The 19,785-nt window shown below is 71.6% G+C and carries 15 protein-coding genes; 10 read left to right on the top strand and 5 right to left on the bottom strand.

Annotated elements, in window-relative coordinates; all coding sequences use genetic code 11:
* Nucleotides 1-127: 127 nt before the first annotated feature.
* Nucleotides 128-1,675: an RNA polymerase sigma factor gene (locus ABZ721_RS24265; RefSeq protein WP_358790779.1), complete on the top strand. Its 1,548-nt coding sequence runs from the start codon at nucleotides 128-130 to the stop codon at nucleotides 1,673-1,675.
* A gap of 83 nt (nucleotides 1,676-1,758) precedes the next feature.
* Nucleotides 1,759-2,607 (top strand): serine protease, encoded by an 849-nt coding sequence (locus ABZ721_RS24260; RefSeq protein ID WP_358790778.1) that lies wholly within the window; start codon nucleotides 1,759-1,761, stop codon nucleotides 2,605-2,607.
* Nucleotides 2,608-2,692: 85 nt separating this feature from the next.
* On the opposite strand, the gene ABZ721_RS24255 is transcribed toward ABZ721_RS24260, so the two are convergent.
* The gene (locus tag ABZ721_RS24255; RefSeq protein WP_138357478.1) at nucleotides 2,693-2,923 is read right to left on the bottom strand and encodes a hypothetical protein; all 231 of its coding nucleotides are present in this window, start codon (nucleotides 2,921-2,923) and stop codon (nucleotides 2,693-2,695) included.
* Nucleotides 2,924-3,345: 422 nt separating this feature from the next.
* On the opposite strand from ABZ721_RS24255, the gene ABZ721_RS24250 reads away from it, so the two are divergent.
* From ABZ721_RS24250 to ABZ721_RS24240, 3 genes are all read left to right on the top strand, one after another.
* On the top strand, nucleotides 3,346-5,469 hold the full coding sequence (locus ABZ721_RS24250; RefSeq protein WP_358790777.1) for a DNA topoisomerase IV subunit B: 2,124 nt from the start codon (nucleotides 3,346-3,348) through the stop codon (nucleotides 5,467-5,469).
* A 168-nt stretch (nucleotides 5,470-5,637) separates the two neighbouring features.
* A complete protein-coding gene (locus tag ABZ721_RS24245; protein WP_358790776.1) occupies nucleotides 5,638-6,108 on the top strand; it encodes a DUF485 domain-containing protein in 471 nt (156 codons plus the stop codon).
* Complete coding sequence (locus tag ABZ721_RS24240) at nucleotides 6,108-7,733, top strand: cation acetate symporter (RefSeq protein WP_358790775.1); 1,626 nt, start codon at nucleotides 6,108-6,110, stop codon at nucleotides 7,731-7,733. The genes ABZ721_RS24245 and ABZ721_RS24240 overlap by 1 nt, the downstream gene beginning before the upstream one ends.
* A 63-nt stretch (nucleotides 7,734-7,796) precedes the next feature.
* Here ABZ721_RS24240 and ABZ721_RS24235 read toward each other — a convergent pair whose 3' ends face one another.
* Nucleotides 7,797-8,489, bottom strand: coding sequence for a response regulator (locus tag ABZ721_RS24235; protein ID WP_358790774.1), 693 nt, complete (start codon nucleotides 8,487-8,489; stop codon nucleotides 7,797-7,799).
* Nucleotides 8,486-10,177, bottom strand: coding sequence for a sensor histidine kinase (locus ABZ721_RS24230; RefSeq protein WP_358790773.1), 1,692 nt, complete (start codon nucleotides 10,175-10,177; stop codon nucleotides 8,486-8,488). Before ABZ721_RS24230 ends, ABZ721_RS24235 begins: the two co-directional genes overlap by 4 nt.
* A gap of 215 nt (nucleotides 10,178-10,392) precedes the next feature.
* Between ABZ721_RS24230 and ABZ721_RS24225 the strand changes: the two genes are divergently transcribed.
* The 3 genes from ABZ721_RS24225 to ABZ721_RS24215 all read left to right on the top strand — a co-directional run bounded on the left by ABZ721_RS24225 (nucleotide 10,393) and on the right by ABZ721_RS24215 (nucleotide 13,211).
* The gene (locus tag ABZ721_RS24225) at nucleotides 10,393-11,208 is read left to right on the top strand and encodes an ABC transporter ATP-binding protein (RefSeq protein WP_358790772.1); all 816 of its coding nucleotides are present in this window, start codon (nucleotides 10,393-10,395) and stop codon (nucleotides 11,206-11,208) included.
* Complete coding sequence (locus tag ABZ721_RS24220; protein WP_358790771.1) at nucleotides 11,198-12,103, top strand: ABC transporter permease; 906 nt, start codon at nucleotides 11,198-11,200, stop codon at nucleotides 12,101-12,103. The genes ABZ721_RS24225 and ABZ721_RS24220 overlap by 11 nt, the downstream gene beginning before the upstream one ends.
* A 79-nt stretch (nucleotides 12,104-12,182) precedes the next feature.
* Nucleotides 12,183-13,211 carry an ABC transporter substrate-binding protein gene (locus ABZ721_RS24215; protein WP_358790770.1) on the top strand — a complete coding sequence of 343 codons (1,029 nt, stop codon included), beginning with the start codon at nucleotides 12,183-12,185 and terminating at the stop codon, nucleotides 13,209-13,211.
* A 24-nt stretch (nucleotides 13,212-13,235) separates the two neighbouring features.
* Here the strand turns inward: ABZ721_RS24215 and ABZ721_RS24210 are convergent, their stop codons facing one another.
* Complete coding sequence (locus ABZ721_RS24210; RefSeq protein WP_358790769.1) at nucleotides 13,236-14,150, bottom strand: sucrase ferredoxin; 915 nt, start codon at nucleotides 14,148-14,150, stop codon at nucleotides 13,236-13,238.
* Nucleotides 14,151-14,233: 83 nt separating this feature from the next.
* Nucleotides 14,234-16,684: a DNA topoisomerase IV subunit A gene (locus tag ABZ721_RS24205; RefSeq protein ID WP_358790768.1), complete on the bottom strand. Its 2,451-nt coding sequence runs from the start codon at nucleotides 16,682-16,684 to the stop codon at nucleotides 14,234-14,236.
* A 193-nt stretch (nucleotides 16,685-16,877) separates the two neighbouring features.
* On the opposite strand from ABZ721_RS24205, the gene ABZ721_RS24200 reads away from it, so the two are divergent.
* On the top strand, nucleotides 16,878-18,236 hold the full coding sequence (locus ABZ721_RS24200; protein WP_358790767.1) for a pitrilysin family protein: 1,359 nt from the start codon (nucleotides 16,878-16,880) through the stop codon (nucleotides 18,234-18,236).
* A complete protein-coding gene (locus ABZ721_RS24195) occupies nucleotides 18,233-19,624 on the top strand; it encodes a pitrilysin family protein (protein WP_358790766.1) in 1,392 nt (463 codons plus the stop codon). The genes ABZ721_RS24200 and ABZ721_RS24195 overlap by 4 nt, the downstream gene beginning before the upstream one ends.
* The last annotated feature ends 161 nt before the right edge of the window (nucleotides 19,625-19,785 follow it).

Genomic DNA, 19,785 nt, shown 5'->3' with positions numbered 1-19,785 from the left:
TAACGCTTGGCGAGGCAGCGCGATGACTTAAGAGGTGGTGGCCGCACGAGGAATAGCAGTGTCCCTGTCGACGCTGTGTTCCTGAGCGGTTCCACCGAGTCGTTCCCATCGTTCCGAGAGGTTGTTCGTGTCGGCCAGCACATCCCGTACGCTCCCGCCGGAGATCGCCGAGTCCGAGTCTCTGATGGCGCTCATCGAGCGGGGTAAGGCTCAGGGGCAGATCGCCGGCGACGACGTGCGTCGGGCCTTCGAAGCGGACCAGATTCCGGCAACCCAGTGGAAGAACGTTCTGCGCAGCCTCAACCAGGTCCTCGATGAGGAAGGTGTGACGCTGATGGTCAGTGCCGCTGAGGAGCCCAAGCGCACTCGCAAGAGCGTCGCAGCCAAGAGCCCGGCGAAGCGCACCGCCACCAAGACGGTCGTCACCAAGGCCACCGTCGCCAAGAAGACCGTCGCCGCCAAGGCCGCCACCGCTCCCGGTGCTGTCGAGGCCGAGACGGTGGATCCGGTCGAAGAATCCGACGCACCCGCCGCGAAGCCGGCGGCCAAGAAGGCAGCGGTCAAGAAGACCGCCGCCAAGAAGACGGCGGCCAAGAAGACCGCCGCCAAGAAGGGCGACGACGAGGCCGCCGACGGCGAGGAAGCCGACGAGACGACCACGCCCGGCAAGGGTGACGAGGAGTCGGACAAGCCCGAGTCCGAGAGCTTCGTGCTCTCCGACGACGACGAGGACGACGCTCCCGCCCAGCAGGTCGCGGTGGCCGGTGCCACCGCCGACCCCGTCAAGGACTACCTGAAGCAGATCGGCAAGGTCCCGCTCCTCAACGCGGAGCAGGAGGTCGAGCTCGCCAAGCGCATCGAGGCCGGCCTGTTCGCGGAGGACAAGCTGGCGGCGGCGGACAAGCTCGCCCCCAAGCTCAAGCGCGAGCTGGAGATCATCGCCGAGGACGGCCGCTGGGCCAAGAACCACCTGCTGGAGGCCAACCTCCGCCTCGTGGTCTCGCTGGCCAAGCGCTACACCGGCCGCGGCATGCTCTTCCTGGACCTGATCCAGGAGGGCAACCTGGGCCTGATCCGTGCGGTCGAGAAGTTCGACTACACCAAGGGCTTCAAGTTCTCCACGTACGCCACGTGGTGGATCCGCCAGGCGATCACCCGCGCGATGGCCGACCAGGCCCGCACCATCCGTATCCCGGTGCACATGGTCGAGGTCATCAACAAGCTGGCCCGCGTCCAGCGCCAGATGCTCCAGGACCTGGGCCGCGAGCCCACCCCGGAGGAGCTGGCCAAGGAACTCGACATGACCCCCGAGAAGGTCATCGAGGTCCAGAAGTACGGCCGCGAGCCGATCTCCCTCCACACCCCCCTGGGTGAGGACGGCGACAGCGAGTTCGGAGACCTCATCGAGGACTCCGAGGCGGTCGTGCCGGCCGACGCGGTCAGCTTCACGCTCCTGCAGGAGCAGCTGCACTCGGTGCTCGACACCCTGTCCGAGCGCGAGGCGGGCGTGGTCTCCATGCGCTTCGGCCTCACGGACGGGCAGCCGAAGACGCTCGACGAGATCGGCAAGGTCTACGGGGTCACGCGCGAGCGGATCCGCCAGATCGAGTCGAAGACGATGTCGAAGCTCAGGCACCCGTCGCGCTCGCAGGTCCTGCGCGACTATCTGGACTGATCCTTCGCAATCCAGCGGATGCGGCCTCCGGTCCTATGGATCACTCTGGGTTTCCAGAGGGATCCACAGGGTCAGGAGGCCGTATGCGTTGCACGCTCCGGAGGCTGCTCACCGGATCGACGGTGGCACTGGTGGCGCTGATCGCCCCGCTCGCCGTACCGGGAGTCGCGGCGGAAGCCGGGGCGGCGGTCATAGGCGGCGACCAGGCCGTCGCGGGGCAGCAGCCCTGGGTGGTGGCGCTCGCCAGCCGCAACCGGTTCGGACCGGCGAGATCCGGCCAGTTCTGCGGCGCGGCCGTGGTCTCCGCCTCGACGGTGGTCACCGCCGCGCACTGCTTCGGCCGGGACGTGCTCGGCGGGGACTGGCGGACCGTGCGGGACCTGCGCGTCGTCGCCGACCGGGTCGATCTGCGGAGCGGGGAGGGCCGGGAGATCCGGCTGCGCCAGGTCCGTATCAACCCCGGATACGACCCCGTGACCAATGCCGGGGATGTGGCGGTCATCACACTGCAGAGCCCTCTGTCGGCCGAATCCGCCATCGCGCTGGCGGGGCCGGGCGACCAGGCCTCCTACCGGGCGGGCTCAGCGGCCCGCGTCTACGGCTGGGGCGACACCACGGGGGCCGGGGCGTACTCGTCGGTGCTGCGCTCCGCGCAGGTGGAGCTGCTCGCCGACGGCGTCTGTGAGCGGGCCTACCCGGGCACCGCGGACGGAACGTACCTCCGCCGGACCATGCTGTGCGCGGGGGAGCCGCAGGGCGGCAGGGACGCCTGCCAGGGCGACAGCGGCGGGCCGCTGGTGGTGCGGGGGAAACTGGTCGGCCTGGTCTCCTGGGGCACCGGGTGCGCCGAGGCGGGCCATCCCGGGGTCTACACCCGGATCTCCTCGGTCAGCGCCCTGATCGCGGGCAGGCCGGCCGAGCGGCACCCGTGACAGGCCCCGGAAGAGCCGACGGGCGGCCCGGCCCCAGCTGGGGTCCGGCCGCCCGTCGGTCCGAGCTCGTCGCAGGTGCGATGTGTCAGTGCTCGTCCTCGACCGTTTGCGCCGGGGTGTCGGTGAGTCGGCCGGTTTCGTCCTGTATTTCCGCAGCGATCTTCTTGAGTTCGGGCTCGAACTTGCGCCCGTGGTGCGCGCAGAAGAGCAGTTCGCCGCCACTGATGAGGACGACGCGCAGGTATGCCTGGGCGCCGCAACGGTCGCAGCGGTCCGCCGCCGTCAGCGGGCTCGCGGGGGTCAGAACTGTAGTCACGTCGCCTCTTCTCTAGCTCGACGAGCTGTCGTACCAGGGTCAACATCCAACCAGGCCGAAAACGTTCCCGCTCGTGGCTTTTCCTCGAAATATGACTTCAAGGTGACTGGATGCTACCTGTTGGTAGCGGATTGGCCTCTGATGCGTTAGTTGTCGCTTTTGGGGCGCTTGTCCGATTGTGTCCGCCGACTGGCTTGCCGGTTGTTGGTGAGGACGTGCCCGGAGCCTAAATGGTTCATGCCTCAATGTGAACGTGACATGTGTATCACTCAAATGAGGTATCGAACGTATGATCGAAACAGGGCTACTGTGAGGCCCGGATACCGGGTCGCGGCACTACGGGCGCACCAGGTCTCGGTACCCTTCCACCGACACGGCCGAAGAAGTTTACGGCAGAAGAACTTTATCGAGGAGCTGCCCGCGTGACCGCCGAAACATCCGTGCCGTCCTCCGCGCTGCTGACGGGCGCAGATCGCGACGGTTCCAACTACACCGCGCGGCATCTGCTCGTCCTCGAGGGGCTGGAGGCGGTCCGCAAGCGCCCCGGTATGTACATCGGGTCCACCGACAGCCGCGGCCTCATGCACTGCGTGTGGGAGATCATCGACAACTCCGTGGACGAGGCCCTCGGCGGCCACTGCGACCGCATCGAGGTCTTCCTGCACGCCGACTCCTCCGTCGAGGTCCGCGACAACGGCCGGGGCATCCCGGTCGACGTGGAGCCCAAGACCGGGCTGTCCGGTGTCGAGGTCGTGATGACCAAGCTGCACGCGGGCGGCAAGTTCGGCGGCGGCTCGTACGCGGCCTCCGGCGGCCTGCACGGCGTCGGCGCCTCCGTCGTCAACGCCCTGTCCGCCCGCCTCGACGTCGAGGTCGACCGCAGCGGCCACACGCACGCCATCAGCTTCCGGCGCGGCGTCCCCGGCGCCTTCTCCGGACCGGGCCCCGACTCCTCCTTCGAGGCGGCGAGTGGCCTGAAAAAGACCAAGAAGGTCCCCAAGACCCGGCTCGGCACCCGCATCCGCTACTGGGCGGACCGGCAGATCTTCCTCAAGGACGCCAAGATCTCGCTGGAGAACCTCCACCAGCGCGCCCGCCAGACCGCCTTCCTGGTGCCGGGGCTGACCATCGTGGTCCGCGACGAGCGCGACCTGGAGGGCGACGGCAAGCCCGTCGAGGACGTCTTCCACTACGACGGCGGCATCAGCGAGTTCTGCGAGTACCTCTCCCAGGACCGGCCGATCTGCGACGTCCTGCGGTTGACCGGCAGCGGCAGCTTCAAGGAGACCGTCCCCGTCCTGGACGGCCGCGGCCACATGACGGCCACCGAGGTCACCCGTGAGCTGGGCGTCGACATCGCGATGCGCTGGGGCACCGGGTACGACACCGTGTCCCGCTCGTTCGTGAACATCATCGCCACCCCCAAGGGCGGCACCCACGTCACGGGCTTCGAGCGGGCCATCACCAAGACCGTCAACGAGGTGCTGCGCTCCTCGAAGCTGCTGCGGGTTGCCGAGGACGACGTCGTCAAGGACGACGCCATGGAGGGCCTGACGGCGGTCGTCACCGTCCGGCTGGCCGAGCCGCAGTTCGAGGGCCAGACCAAGGAGGTGCTCGGCACCTCGGCCGCCAACCGGATCGTGGCCAACGTGGTGGCCAAGGAGCTCAAGGAGTTCCTGACCTCCACCAAGCGCGACACGAAGCTGCAGGCGCGGGCGGTGCTGGAGAAGACCGTCGCCGCCGCGCGCACCCGCATCGCGGCCCGCCAGCACAAGGACGCGCAGCGCCGCAAGACGGCGCTGGAGACCTCCTCGCTGCCGGCGAAGCTCGCGGACTGCCGCAGCGACGACGTGGACCGCACCGAGCTGTTCATCGTCGAGGGCGACTCGGCGCTCGGCACCGCCAAGGTGGCGCGGAACTCGGAGTTCCAGGCGTTGCTGCCGATCCGCGGCAAGATCCTCAACGTTCAGAAGTCGTCGGTCTCCGACATGCTGAAGAACGCCGAGTGCGGCGCGATCATCCAGGTCATAGGAGCCGGCTCGGGTCGCACCTTCGACATCGACCAGGCGCGCTACGGCAAGGTGATCTTCCTCGCGGACGCCGACGTCGACGGCGCGCACATCCGGTGCCTGCTGCTGACGCTCTTCCAGCGCTACATGCGTCCGATGGTCGAGCAGGGCAGGGTCTTCTCGGCCGTGCCCCCGCTGCACCGCGTGGAGCTCGTCCAGCCCAAGAAGGGCCAGGACAAGTACATCTACACCTACTCGGACGCCGAGCTGCGCCGGACCCTCCTCGACCTGCAGCGCCGCAACGTCCGCTACAAGGACGGCATCCAGCGCTACAAGGGGCTGGGCGAGATGGACGCCAACCAGCTCGCGGAGACCACGATGGACCCGCGCCACCGCACCCTGCGCCGGATCAACATCAGCGACCTCGAAGCCGCGGAGCAGGCGTTCGACCTGCTCATGGGCAACGAGGTGGCGCCGCGCAAGGAGTTCATCACCAACTCGGCGGCGACGCTCGACCGGTCCCGCATCGACGTGTAGCCGCGCGGGCAAGGTCGTCGGGCATGTCCAGCGGCACCGGCCGCGGGCATGCCCGACGGCACCCCATCACCTGATGGGGTGAACGTTTCAGCTTGATGGCACCGGATCTTCCCACTCTGTCCATGCTTGGGCGCACGGCCGATCGGCCCGTGAAGCGAGGAGAGTTCGGTGGACAAGCACGACGGGGGCGACCCGGGTGCGCTGCGGGTGGACGACCCCTGGTACGACGCCCTGGCCGCCGGACTGTGGGTACCGGACCCGACGGCTCCGGCGCCTCCACCCGTGCCGGCGCCCGCCGCCGCGGGCACCGCGGGAGCGGACCGGGACCGTACCGCCATCTACCTCGAGGTGCAGCGCAGCGCCGCGTTCCAGGAGGTGCGCGGGCAGTACCGCCGGTTCGCCTTCCCCGCGGTCGCGGCCTTCCTCGGCTGGTACCTGCTCTACGTGGTGGCGGCCACGGTCGCGCCGGGGCTGATGAGCCGCCCGGTGGCCGGTGAGCTGAACGTGGCGATGGTCGCGGGGCTGGGGCAGTTCGCCACCACGTTCCTGCTGACCTGGGCCTACTCCCGGCACGCCCGGCTGCGCAGGGACCGGGCCGCGCTCGACCTGCGTTGGGACACCCAGGAGCGGATGCGCTGATGGTCCGGTACCTGGCAGATCCGGCGAACGAGCACCAGGGGCTCGCCCTCGTCCTGTTCACGATCTTCGTCTCCGTCACCCTGGCGATCACCGCCTGGGCGGGCCGGCGGCGCAGCTCCTCGGTCGAGTTCTTCGCCGGGGGCCGGCTCTTCTCCCCGCTGGAGAACGGCTTCGCCATCGCGGGCGACTACATGTCGGCGGCGTCCTTCCTCGGCATCTCGGGGCTCATCGCGCTCTTCGGCTACGACGGCCTGCTGTACTCGGTCGGCTTCCTGGTCGCCTGGCTCGTCGTCCTGCTGCTGGTCGCGGAACTGGTCCGCAACTGCGGCCGCTACACCCTCGCCGACGTGCTGTCCGCCCGGATGCGGCAGCGGCCCGTCCGGATCGCCGCCGGCACCTCCTCGGTCATCGTCTCGGTGCTCTACCTCGTCGCGCAGATGGTCGGTGCGAGCAGCCTGGTGGCGCTCCTGCTGGGCGGCCAGGGCGGCGCGGCCCGCACCTGGACGGTGATCGGGGTCGGCGGCCTGATGGTGGTCTACGTGTCGTTCGGGGGCATGCGCGCGACGACCTGGATCCAGATCGTCAAGACCGTGCTGCTGATGGGCGGCACGATCACCCTCGTCGTGCTGGTGCTGATCCGCTTCCACGGCGACCTCAACGGCCTGCTGCGCTCCGCGGCGGCCGGCAGCGGGCACGGCAGCGCCTTCCTGGCGCCCGGCCTCAAGTACGGCGGGAGCTGGACGTCGAAGCTGGACTTCATCAGCCTCGGGATCGCCCTGGTGCTCGGCACGGCCGGGCTGCCGCACATCCTGTCGCGCTTCTACACGGTGCCCACCGCCCGCTCCGCCCGCCGCTCGGTGGTCTGGGCGATCGGGCTGATCGGCTCCTTCTACCTGATGACGATCGTCCTCGGGTTCGGGGCCGCGGCCGTCGTGGGCTCGGACGCCGTGCGCACCTCCAACGCGGCCGGCAACACCGCCGTGCCGCTGCTGGCCCAGGACCTGGGCGGGGGAGCGGGCTCCACGGGCGGCACGGTGCTGTTCGCCGTCGTCGGCGCGGTGGCCTTCGCCACGATCCTGGCGGTGGTCGCGGGCATCACCCTGGCCTCGTCCGCCTCCGTCGCGCACGACCTGTACGCCACGCTGCGCCGCGCCGGCCGGCACGCGGGCCCTGCGACCGGGAACGAGGAGGTGCGGGTGGCGCGCTTCGCCGCCGTCGGGATCGGCGCGGTCGCCATCACGCTGAGCCTGTTCGCGCAGGGGCAGAACGTCGCCTTCCTCGTGGGCCTCGCCTTCGCGGTGGCCGCCTCGGCGAACCTGCCCGCGCTGCTGTTCTCGCTGTTCTGGCCCCGCTTCACCACCAGGGGGACGGTCTGCGCCATCTACGGCGGACTGCTCCCCGCGCTGGTCCTGGTCGTGCTGTCGCCCGTCGTCTCCGGACGCCCCGACGCGCTCTTCCCCGGGGTGGACTTCCACCTCTTCCCGCTGGAGAACCCCGGGCTGGTCTCCATCCCGCTCGGCTTCCTGGCCGGCTGGCTGGGCACCGTGCTCTCCCCGAAACCCGGCGACGAGGGCCGGTTCGCGGAGACGGAGGTCCGTTCCCTCACCGGCGCGGGAGCGGTGTGACGCGGCCCCCCGGGCGCTGCGGGAGCCGTGGGACGCGGCCCCCGGGCAACCGGTGCTGCCCCGTCAGTCCGCCGCCGACCAGGCGTAACGGTGCTCGGGGCGGCCGGTGTCGCCGTACTTGAGCGTCAGGCCGATCCTTCCGGCCTGCTCCAGGTACTTCAGATAGCGCTGCGCCGTGGAGCGGCTCAGCCCGGCCAGCTCGGCGACCTCCTGGGCGGACAGCGGATGCCCGGCCTCGCGCAGCACCCGGCGGATCAGGTCCGCGGTCGGCGCCGAGTGGCCCTTGGGCAGCTCGGCGGAGGCCGCTCCCGCGCTCCGCAGCGCGCCGAAGATCCGGTCGACCTGCTCCTGGCCGGCCTCGCCCGCGCCGCCGACCCCGTCCAGGGTGCGGCGCAGCGCCGCGTACCCGTCCAGCTTCGCCCGCAGCCCGGCGAACGTGAACGGCTTGACGAGGTACTGCAGCGCCCCGTACCGCATCGCGGCCTGGACCGTCGCGACGTCGCGGGCGGCGGTCACCATGATCACGTCGGCGTGGTGGCCGAGCTGGTGCAGCCGCCGCACCAGCGTCAGCCCCGTCTCGTCGGGCAGGTAGTGGTCGAGGAGGATCAGGTCGATCCGGGTGCGCTCCAGGGTCGCCAGCGCGTGGGCGGCGGTGTGCGCGCGGCCGGCCACCCGGAAGCCGGGGACCTTGGCCACGTAGGCCGCGTTGATCTCGGCGACGCGGAAGTCGTCGTCCACGACCAGTACCTCGATCATCGTGTCTCCCTCGCGGCGACGAGTTCCCCGGACCGGACCGGTTCCCCGGGCCGAACGGATGCGGTGGGCCGGCCGGGGCGGTGGCCGGTGACGTCCTCGGCGACCAGCGCCTCGGGCAGCACCACGGTGAAGACCGCGCCGCCGCCCGCGCGGGCGGTGACCCGGGCGATGCCGCCGTACCGCTCGGCGAGCCGCCTGACCAGCGCCAGGCCCAGCCCGCGGCCGCGGTGGGCGGGGCGCTCCTTCGTGGACCAGCCCTCGGTGAAGATCAGGTCGCGCGCCTCGGGCGGCACCCCGGGGCCGGTGTCACAGACCCGCAGCACGGCGGTCGTCTCCTCCTCGGTCCGCAGCTCGACCTCCACGAAGGAGGCGGCGGTGCGGTGCGCGGCGGCCGCGTCGAGGGCGTTGTCGATGAGGTTGCCCAGCACGGTCACCAGGTCGCGGGGGTCGACGGCGCGGTCGGGCATCCCGGTCGCGGCGGAGATCCGCAGCGCCACCCCGCGTTCGGCGGCGATGGCCGCCTTGCCGACGAGCAGGGCCGCCAGCAGCGGGTCCCGCACCTGCTGCGCGATCTGCTCCGCGGACGAGCGGTGGGTGTCGGCGACCTCCACGACGAACTCCACCGCCTCGTCGTGCAGCCCCAGCTCCAGCAGGCCCAGCAGGGTGTGCAGCCGGTTGGCGTGCTCGTGGTCCTGGGCGCGCAGCGCGTCCAGCAGGCCGTGCGTGCTGTCCAGCTCCCGGCCCAGCAGCTCCAGCTCGGTCCGGTCGCGCAGGGTGGCGACCGCGCCGCCGTCGCCGGTCGGCATCCGGTTGGTGACCAGCACCCGGCCGCCGCTCACCGTCAACAGGTCGGTTCCCTCGACCCGGCCGGTCAGCACGTCCGCGGTACGGCCCGGCGGCAGGACGTCGTCCAGCACGTGCCCGGTGGCGTCGGGCCCGAGCCCGAGCAGCCGGCCGGCCTCGTCGTTGACGAGCCGGACCCTGCCCTGGCGGTCGAGCGCCACGACGCCCTCCCGGATGCCGTGCAGCATCGCCTCGCGCTCGTCGAGCAGCGAGGAGATGTCGGCGAACGCGAGCCCGTGCGTGCGGCGCTGCAGCCGGCGGGAGCCGCCGAACGCGGCCAGCACGCCCACCGCGAGCGCGGCGGCCGCGTACAGCAGCAGCCCGGGGACGGCGCCGAGCAGCCGTTCGCGGACGCTGTCGTAGGCGATGCCGACGGAGACCGCGCCGACGATCCGGCCGTCCCGGTCGCGCAGCGGCGTCTTCCCCCGGGCGCTGCGGCCCAGGGTGCCGTTGTCGATCTGCATGACGTCCTCGCCGGCCAGCGCCCCGCCGGGGTCGGTGGAGACGTGCTCGCCGATCCGGTCCTGCGTGGTGTGCGACCAGCGCGTGCCGTGCAGGTCCATCACGACGACGTACTCGGCGCGGGTGGCGAGGCGGATCCGCTCGGCCTCGGCCTGCACCGGGCCGTCGGCGGTGGGTGCCGAGGAGAGCAGCGCGTCCGCGAGCCGGGGCTCCGCCGCGGCGGTCTGCGCGATGGACAGGGCGCGGCGCATCGCCTGGTCGTCGAGCTGGTGGCTGAGCGGGGCGAGGAAGAGCGCGGTGGCCAGCAGGGTGACCCCGGTGGTGATCGCCACCTGGGTCAGCAGGACCTGCGCGGAGACGCGGCGCGGCCACCGGATGCGCATGCGGTCTCCCTGGGGTGGTGGGGGCGGGGCCTGGAGGGCCGCCGTGTCCCGGCGGTGAACGCAACGTAAACGCCACAGAGGCGGATGCACAGACTCCGTTTCCCTTTCGTTGCGAGGGAGCGAGCAGAACGAGCAGAACGGCGGTTGTGGGCAGAAGGCGCCCTGTGCTCACAAGGCTCCCGCCGGGCCCCGGGCCGCACCTAACGTCCCGGCCCATGAGCAGTCAAACGAGTCCCGCCATCGAGTTGCGGGGAGCGAGCAAGGCGTTCAGGACCCCGTCCGGGGCGCTGCACACCGCCGTGCGCGACCTGGACCTGACCGTGGAGCGCGGCGAGTTCGTCGCGGTCGTCGGACCGACCGGATGCGGCAAGTCCACGACGCTGACCCTGGTCAGCGGCCTGGAGGAGCCGACCGAGGGCGAGGTGCTGGTGGCCGGCGAGCCGGTCCGCGGCATCGGCGACAAGGTCGGGTTCGTCTTCCAGCAGGACGCCGTCTTCCCCTGGCGCACCGTGCTGTCCAACGTGATGGCCGGCCCCCGCTTCCGCGGCACACCCAGGGCCGAGGCGAGGGAACGGGCCCGCGAGTGGCTGGCCCGGGTGGGCCTGACGTCCTTCGAGGACCGCTATCCGCACCAGCTGTCGGGCGGCCAGCGCAAGCGCGTGGCGCTCGCCGCGACCTTCGTCAACGACCCCGAGATCCTGCTGATGGACGAGCCCTTCTCGGCGCTCGACGTCCAGACCCGGGCCCTGATGTCGGACGAGCTGCTGGAGCTGTGGGCGGGCACCGGCTCCTCGGTCGTGTTCGTCACGCACGACCTGGAGGAGTCCATCGCACTGGCCGACAAGGTCGTGGTCATGACGGCCGGGCCCGCGACCGTCAAGGAGGTCTTCACGATCGACCTGCCCCGGCCCCGCAAGGTCGAGGAGGTCCGGATGGAACCGCGGTTCCTGGAGATCTACCGGGAGATCTGGTCGTCGCTGGGCGAAGAGGTCCGCATCACCCGCGAGAGGGGAGCCGGCCATGCCGCCTGAAGCCGCCACCAGCACCGCCACCAGCACCGTCACCGAGGCCGTGACCACGAAGGACGGCCCCGCCGCGGCTCCCAACGAGCGCACCCGGGCCAGGGCGCGGGCCGCCCGCAACCGCCGGGCGCTGGTCTACGGGACCCGGCTGCTGCTGCTCGTCGCCGTGATCGGCCTGTGGGAGTGGTTCGCCCGCACCGGGATCATCGACCCGTTCAACTTCTCGATGCCGTCGAAGATCTGGGACCAGATCCGGCAGTGGGCGCTGCACGGCACCGCGCAGGGCTCGTTGTGGGAGCAGATCTGGTACACGCTCTACGAGGCGCTGTTCGGCTGGATCATCGGCGTCGTCGCCGGCGTGCTGCTGGGCATCGTGCTCGGCCGGGTGCGCTTCCTGGCCGACGTGCTCGGCCCGTACATCAAGGTGCTCAACGCCCTGCCGCGCATCGTGCTGGCGCCGATCTTCCTCATCTGGTTCGGCCTCGGCCCGGCGTCCAAGGTCGCCTCCGCGGTCGTCCTGGTCTTCTTCCCGGTCTTCTTCAACGCCTTCCAGGGAGCCAGGGAGGTCGACCGCAACCTGGTCGCCAACGCGCGCATCCTCGGCGCCTCCAACCGCCGCGTGACGCTGCAGGTGGTCATCCCGTCCGCCACGTCCTGGATCTTCACGAGCCTGCACGTCTCGTTCGGCTTCGCGCTGATCGGCGCCATCGTCGGCGAGTACATCGGCGCGACCAAGGGCCTGGGCCTGCTGGTCTCCGCCTCGCAGGGCACCTTCAACGCGGCCGGGGTGTACGCGGCCATGGTGATCCTCGCCGTGGTGGCGCTGCTGGCCGAAGGGCTGCTGACCTTCGGCGAGAAGCGGCTGTTCCGCTGGAAGCCGGAGCAGCCGGGCGCCGACCGCTGAGCCCGCGCCCCTGAGACACCGTCCCCCGAACACGACATTCCCCCCTCCCCTTTCGCAGCACCCTCACAAGGACGTGAACATGCGCAGCATGGCCAGAATCTCCGCGGCCGCGGTCGCCGGAGCGCTCGCCCTCACCACCCTCACCGCCTGCGGCGGCGACTCCTCGGCGGCGGGCGACAACGGCAAGGTCAAGATCATGGTGGGCGGCCTGGACAAGGTCATCTACCTGCCCGCGATGCTCACCCAGCAGCTCGGCTTCTTCAAGGCCGAGGGCCTGGACGTCACGCTGCTCACCGAGCCCGCCGGGGTGCAGGCCACCACCTCGCTGGTCTCCGGCGACGTGCAGGGCGTCGTCGGGTTCTACGACCACACCCTCGATCTGCAGGTCAAGGGGAAGACCATCGAGTCGGTGGTGCAGCTGGCGCAGGCCCCCGGCGAGGTGGAGGTCGTCTCCACCAAGGCGGCCGGCGACATCTCGTCGGCCAAGGACTTCAAGGGCAAGAAGCTCGGGGTGACGGGCCTCGGCTCCTCCACCGACTTCCTCACCAAGTACCTCGCCGTCAAGAACGGCGTGGACGTCAGCGACTTCACCCCGGTCGCCGTCGGCGCCGGCCAGACGTTCATCGCGGCCCTGCAGCAGGGCTCGATCCAGGGCGGTATGACCACCGACCCGACCGTCGCGCAGATCCTCGACAAGGGCATCGGCAAGGTGCTGTACGACATGCGCACCCCCGAGGGGTCGAAGGCGGCCCTCGGCGGCCTCTACCCGTCGTCCAGCCTCTACATGAGCACCGACTGGGTGAACGGCCACAAGGCGACCGTGCAGAAGATGGCCAACGCCTTCGTCAAGACCCTCTCCTGGATGTCCACGCACACCCCGGAGGAGATCGCCGCGAAGATGCCGGCCGACTACGCGCAGGGCGGCAAGGAGCTGTACGCGCAGTCGATCAAGGCGACGCTGCCGATGTTCACCAAGGACGGGGTCATGCCGCCCGACGGCCCGCAGACCGTCGAGAAGGTCCTCAAGGCGTTCAACCCGGCCCTGCAGCACGCCACGGTGGACCTGGAGAAGACCTACACCTCGGAGTTCGTGAAGAAGGCCGGCTGAGCCGCGTCCCCGACGCCGCCGCGGTCAGCGGCCCCCGGCCACCGCCTCGATCCCCGTGACATCCATCCGGGCGGGTGAGCCGAGGGCCGCTCCGCAGCTCTCCGGGCGCGGCGGCAGCGCCGCGGTCCCGGTGACGGCGACGTCCCAGGCCCGGCCGTCGGTGTGCGCCACGCGCACCGTCCAGGACGGCGACGAGCCCTCCGTCCGCTCGACGGCCAGCGCCCGCGCGCGGTCCTCGCCGGTCAGGGCGCGCACCGCGAGGTCGGCGGCCTGGCCCGGCCGCTCCCACGCCGAGGCGCCGCGGCAGCCGTCGAGCGCGACCCGGTCGTCGCGCGCCGCCTTGAGCACCCGGTGGGCCTGCTCCGCGTCGATCCGCCCGTAGGCGTAGCCGGTCGGCAGGACGAGCATGGTGGGGGAGAAGCGGTGGCCGCCGATGTGCGTGATCTCCCAGACGTCGCCGCCGCCCTCGGCGGCCAGCCGCGCGGCCAGCGGGCGGCCGTGCAGCGCGCAGCAGCGGTCCCGCCTGCCGTTGGTGCAGACGAGCGCGACCGGCTCCCCGTGCGGCTCCCCGAACCCCCCGTGGTCGCCGGCGCCCAGGGCCGCGAAGTCCAGCTCCAGCAGGGCGGCGGGGTCGGCGGTCACGTCCTGCCGGACCCAGGACCGGCCGGGGACGGTGTGGGAGACGATCACCCGGCGCCGGGAGGGCGGGACGCGGTGGTCCGCGTGGCGGCCGGGCCGCCGGATCAGCGCGACCCTGACGTCCGTGCCCTTCGCGGCCTTCTCCAGGGCGCGGCCCACCGCCGGGTCGAGATGGCTGGAGGTGAGGGCCTTCGCCCCCCAGGGGCCGGCCTGTTCGAGCAGGAGCCAGGTCCTGGCGGTGGCGGCGGTGGCGGCGAGCGGTTCGGCCAGCTCCGCCGAAGCGTTCGTGCACGTACTCACACAGGGCAGCCTAACCGCAGCGCGACAGGGCGCGGCACCGACGGCGCCGCGCCCTGCGAGCCGCCTTCCGGCGGAACCGCTGATCAGACCGGTCCGGCCACCACCGTGATCGGCTTGGCCAGCGCCACGCCGGAACCGTCCCTGCGGGGGTCCTTCGGGGGCAGGTCGGCCGGCATGCCCGTCGCCGTCGCGGCGCGGGCCGGGACCGCGCCCGCCCAGGCGAGCACCAGACCGTCCTCACCGCGCAGGAAGCGCTGGCAGCGCACCCCGCCGGTCGCCCGGCCCTTGCGCGGGTACTGCTCGAAGGGGGTGAGCTTGGCCGTGCCCTGGACCGAGCCGTCGAGCGTGCCGTCGGCGCGGGCCACCGTGAACACCACCGCGTCCCCGGCCGGGTCGACGGCCGTGAAGGAGATCGCCTTCGCCCCGTCGGTCAGCTTGATGCCGGTCATGCCGCCCGCCGGGCGCCCCTGGGGGCGCACCTGCGAAGCCGGGTACCGCAGCAGCTGGGCGTCGTCGGTGATGAAGACCAGGTCCTCCTCGCCGGTGCGCAGCTCCACGGCGCCCACCACCCGGTCGCCGTCCCGCAGGCCGATGACCTCCAGGTCGTCCTTGTTCGCGGGATAGTCCGGGACCACCCGCTTGACGATGCCCTGCTCGGTGCCGAGCGCGAGCCCCGGCGAGGACTCGTCGAGCGTCGTCAGGCACAGCACCCGCTCGCCGGCCTCCAGGGACAGGAACTCCGAGACGGGCGCGCCGCCCGCCAGGTTCGGCGCCCCATGGGTGTCCGGCATCATCGGCAGGTCGATCACGGTGAGCCGCAGCAGCCGGCCGGCGGAGGTGACCGCGCCGACGTCGGCGCGCGCGGTGGTCGGCACCGCGGAGACGATGACGTCGTGCTTGGCGCGCTTGCCCTCGCTGTCGTCGAACTCCTCGCCGTTGGCGGTCCGCGCGAGCAGCCCCGTCGAGGACAGCAGCACCCGGCAGGGGTCGTCGGCGACCTCCAGCGGGACGGAGGAGACCGGCGAGCCGGCCGACTCCAGCAGGACCGTGCGGCGGTCGGTGCCGTACTGCTTGGCCACCGCCGCCAGCTCGTTGGAGACCAGCTTGCGCAGCTCGGCGTCCGACTCCAGGATCACCGTCAGCGCCTCGATCTCGGCGTTGAGCCGGTCGCGCTCGGACTCCAGCTCGATGCGGTCGAACCGCGTGAGCCGGCGCAGCGGGGTGTCCAGGATGTACTGGGTCTGGATCTCCGACAGCCCGAAGTGGGCGATCAGCCGCTCCTTGGCCTGCGCCGAGTTGTCGCTCGACCGGATGAGCGCGATGACCTGGTCGATGTCGATGAGGGCCACGAGCAGGCCGTCGACCAGGTGCAGCCGGTCCCGGCGCTTGGTGCGGCGGAACTCGCTGCGGCGCCTGACCACCTCGAAGCGGTGGTCGACATAGACCTCCAGCAGCTCCTTGAGGCCCAGCGTGAGCGGCTGCCCGTCGACCAGCGCCACGTTGTTGATGCCGAAGGACTCCTCCATCGGCGTCAGCTTGTAGAGCTGCTCCAGCACGGCCTCGGGGTGGAAGCCGTTCTTGACCTCGATCACCAGCCGCAGGCCGTGCGACCGGTCGGTGAGGTCCTTCACGTCGGCGATGCCCTGGAGCTTCTTCGCGCCGACCAGGTCCTTGATCTTGGCGATGACCTTCTCCGGGCCGACCGTGAACGGCAGCTCGGTGACGACCAGGCCCTTGCGGCGCGGCGAGGTGTCCTCGACCGAGACGGTGGCACGGATCTTGAACGTGCCGCGGCCGTTCTCGTACGCGTCCCGCACGCCGGCCAGGCCGACGATGCGGCCGCCGGTGGGCAGGTCGGGGCCCGGCACGAAGCGCATCAGCGTCTCGAGGTCGGCGCCCGGGTGCTTGATCAGGTGCCGGGCCGCGGCGATGACCTCGCCGAGGTTGTGCGGCGGCATGTTCGTCGCCATGCCGACCGCGATCCCGGAAGCGCCGTTGACCAGCAGGTTCGGATAGGCGGCCGGGAGCGTGACCGGCTCCATCTCCTGGCCGTCGTAGTTGGGCGAGAAGTCGACGGTGTCCTCGTCGATGGACTCCACCATCAGCGTGGCGGCCCCGGCCATCCGCGACTCGGTGTAGCGCATCGCGGCGGGCGGGTCGTCGTTGCCCAGGGAACCGAAGTTCCCGTGCCCGTCGACGAGCGGCAGGCGCATGGAGAATCCCTGCGCCATGCGGACGAGGGCGTCGTAGATGGAGGCGTCGCCGTGCGGATGCAGCTTGCCCATCACCTCGCCGACCACGCGGGCGCACTTCACGTAGCCGCGGTCGGGGCGCAACCCCATCTCGTTCATCTGGTAGACGATGCGCCGGTGCACGGGCTTGAGCCCGTCACGGGCGTCGGGCAGGGCGCGCGAGTAGATGACCGAGTAGGCGTACTCGAGGAAGGAGCCCTGCATCTCATCGACGACGTCGATGTCGAGGATGCGCTCCTCGAAGTCGTCGGGAGGTGGGGTCTTCGTGGTGCGGCGGGCCATCGCGGCTGCTGCTCCTTTTCCTGGACCTGGACGGGGCTGACGCGGACCATTGTGGACCGGCCCGCTGACACTGGTGACCACCGCCCGGCATAAGCGTGCCGTGAGCGGGAACTTCGCGTGGTGTCGGCACGCTTGCCTAGAGTGTCAGCACTCGACCACGACACGTGCATACGACCGGAAGGACAGCTTGCCCATGGGTCTCACGGCCACGTCGGACGGCACACCGCCGCAGGACTCCGACGGCCTGACAGCAACCGAACACCGTTTGGCGAACGGCCTGCGTGTGGTGCTCTCCCAGGACCACCTCACCCCGGTCGCCTCGGTGTGCCTCTGGTACGACGTCGGTTCCCGTCATGAGGTGAAAGGCCGGACCGGACTGGCCCACCTGTTCGAGCACTTGATGTTCCAGGGCTCGGCCAGTGTGCAGGGCAACGGTCACTTCGAGCTGGTCCAGGGCGCGGGCGGTTCGCTCAACGGCACCACCAGCTTCGAACGCACCAACTACTTCGAGACGATGCCGGCCCACCAGGTGGAACTGGCGCTGTGGCTCGAGGCCGACCGGATGGGCAGCCTGCTCACCGCGCTGGACGAGGAGAGCCTGGAGAACCAGCGCGACGTCGTCAAGAACGAGCGCCGCCAGCGGTACGACAACGTGCCGTACGGCACGGCCTTCGAGCGGCTGACCGCGCTGGCCTACCCGGACGGCCACCCGTACCACCACACCCCGATCGGCTCGATGGCCGACCTGGACGCGGCCTCCCTGGAGGACGCGCGGGCCTTCTTCCGCACGTACTACGCGCCGAACAACGCGGTGCTGGCCGTGGTCGGCGACATCGACCCGGAGCAGACGCTGGCGTGGGTCGAGAAGTACTTCGGCACCATCCCCGGCCACGACGGCAAGCCCACCCCCCGCGACGGGTCGCTGCCCGACGTGATGGGCGGGCAGCTGCGCGAGGTCGTCGAGGAGGACGTGCCCTCCCGCGCCCTGATGGCCGCGTACCGGCTGCCGCACGACGGCACCCGGGAGTCCGACGCGGCCGACCTGGCGCTGACGGTGCTCGGCGGCGGCGAGTCGTCCCGGCTGCACAACCGGCTGGTGCGGCACGACCGCAGCGCCGTGGCGGCCGGCTTCGGCCTGCTGCGGCTGGCCGGCGCCCCGTCGCTGGGCTGGCTGGACGTCAAGGCGTCCAGCGGCGCCGAGCTGACCGACATCGAGGCGGCCGTCGACGAGGAGCTGGCCCGCTTCGCCGCCGAGGGCCCCACCCCGCAGGAGATGGAGCGGGCCCAGGCCCAGCTGGAGCGCGAGTGGCTGGACCGGCTCGCGACCGTGGGCGGCCGGGCCGACGAGCTGTGCCGCTTCGCGGTGCTCTACGGCGACCCGCAGCTGGCGCTCACCGCCGTCCAGCGGGTGCTGGAGATCACTCCGGAGGAAGTGCGGGCCGTCGCCGCGGCCCGGCTGCGCCCCGACAACCGAGCCGTCCTGGTCTACGAGCCCACCGGCTCGCCCGACGAGGCGGCCGAAGAGACCGAGCAGGAAGGCGCGGACCAGTGACCGACGTCGCCGCGACCATGACGTTCCACCCCCAGCCGCAGCCCGGCGCCCCCAAGCCGTGGGCCTTCCCGGCCCCCGACCGCTCCACGCTCGGCAACGGGCTGACCGTGCTCACCAGCCACCGCCCCGGCCAGAAGGTCGTCGCGGTGGAGGTGCTGCTGTCGGCGCCGCTGGACGCGGAGCCCGAGGGCCTGGACGGCGTGGCCACGATCATGGCCCGCGCCTTCTCCGAGGGCACCGACAAGCTCACCGCGGAGGAGTTCGCCGCCGAGCTGGAGCGCTGCGGCGCCACCCTGGACGCGCACGCCGACCACCCGGGCGTCCGGGTCTCCCTGGAGGTCCCGGCCTCCCGCCTCGACAAGGCCCTCGGGCTGCTGGCGGACGCCCTGCGCGCCCCGGCGTTCCCGGACAGCGACGTCGAGCGGCTGGTCAACAACCGCCTCGACGAGATCCCGCACGAGCTGGCCAACCCGGCCCGCCGCGCCTCCATGGCGCTGTCCGCCGAGCTGTTCCCCGCGCACCTGCGCTGCTCCCGCCCGCGCCAGGGCACCGAGCAGACGGTGGCGCGGATCGACGCGGCGGCCGTCCGGGCGTTCTACGAGGCGCACGTGCGCCCCGCCACCACCACGGCCGTCGTCGTCGGCGACCTGACCGGCATCGACCTGGTCGCGCTGCTGGACGAGACGCTCGGTGAATGGACCGGCTCGACCGCGCAGCCGCGCCCGCTGCCGCAGATCACCTCCGACGACACCGCGCGCGTGGTGATCGTGGACCGGCCGGGAGCGGTGCAGACGCAGCTGCTGATCGGCCGCACCGGCTCCGACCGGCACGACCCGGTCTGGCCGGCGCAGGTGCTCGGCACGTACTGCCTGGGCGGCACCCTGACCTCCCGCCTGGACCGGGTGCTGCGCGAGGAGAAGGGCTACACGTACGGCGTGCGGGCCTTCGGCCAGGTGCTGCTGTCCACCCCGGAGGGCACCGGCGCCTCGCTGCTCGCCATCAGCGGCTCGGTGGCCACCGAGGTCACCGGACCCGCGCTGGCCGACGCCTGGCAGGTCATCCGCACCCTGGCGGCCGAGGGGCTGACCGACGACGAGCGCGACGTCGCCGTGCAGAACCTCGTCGGTGTCGCCCCGCTGCGCTACGAGACGGCCGCGGCCGTCGCCGGCACGCTCGCCGACCAGGTCGAGCAGTTCCTGCCGGACGACTTCCAGGCGCAGATGTACGCGCGCCTGGCGCGGACCGGCACCGTGGAGGCGACCGCCGCGGTGGTCAGCGCCTTCCCGCCGGAGCGCATGGTCGTCGTCCTGGTGGGCGACGCCTCGGCGATCGAGGGGCCCGTCACGGAGCTGGGCCTCGGCCCGGTGAAGGTCATCGCGGCCGGCTGACCGGCTCCGGCCGCGACAGCCGGCGGAACCCCGGCGCTCCCCTTGGGACGCCGGGGTTCCGGGCGTTTTGGATCTTTATCGGCCCGCAAACCGTCCTTGTGGCGAACGCAACAAATCACCTGATCTGTTTGGCGTAACCCGGGCGGTCCGATTAGCGTCCT

Source organism: Streptomyces sp. NPDC006733 (genome assembly GCF_040636125.1).
Lineage (GTDB): Bacteria > Actinomycetota > Actinomycetes > Streptomycetales > Streptomycetaceae > Actinacidiphila.
This window is presented reverse-complemented; position numbering and strand designations above follow the sequence as displayed.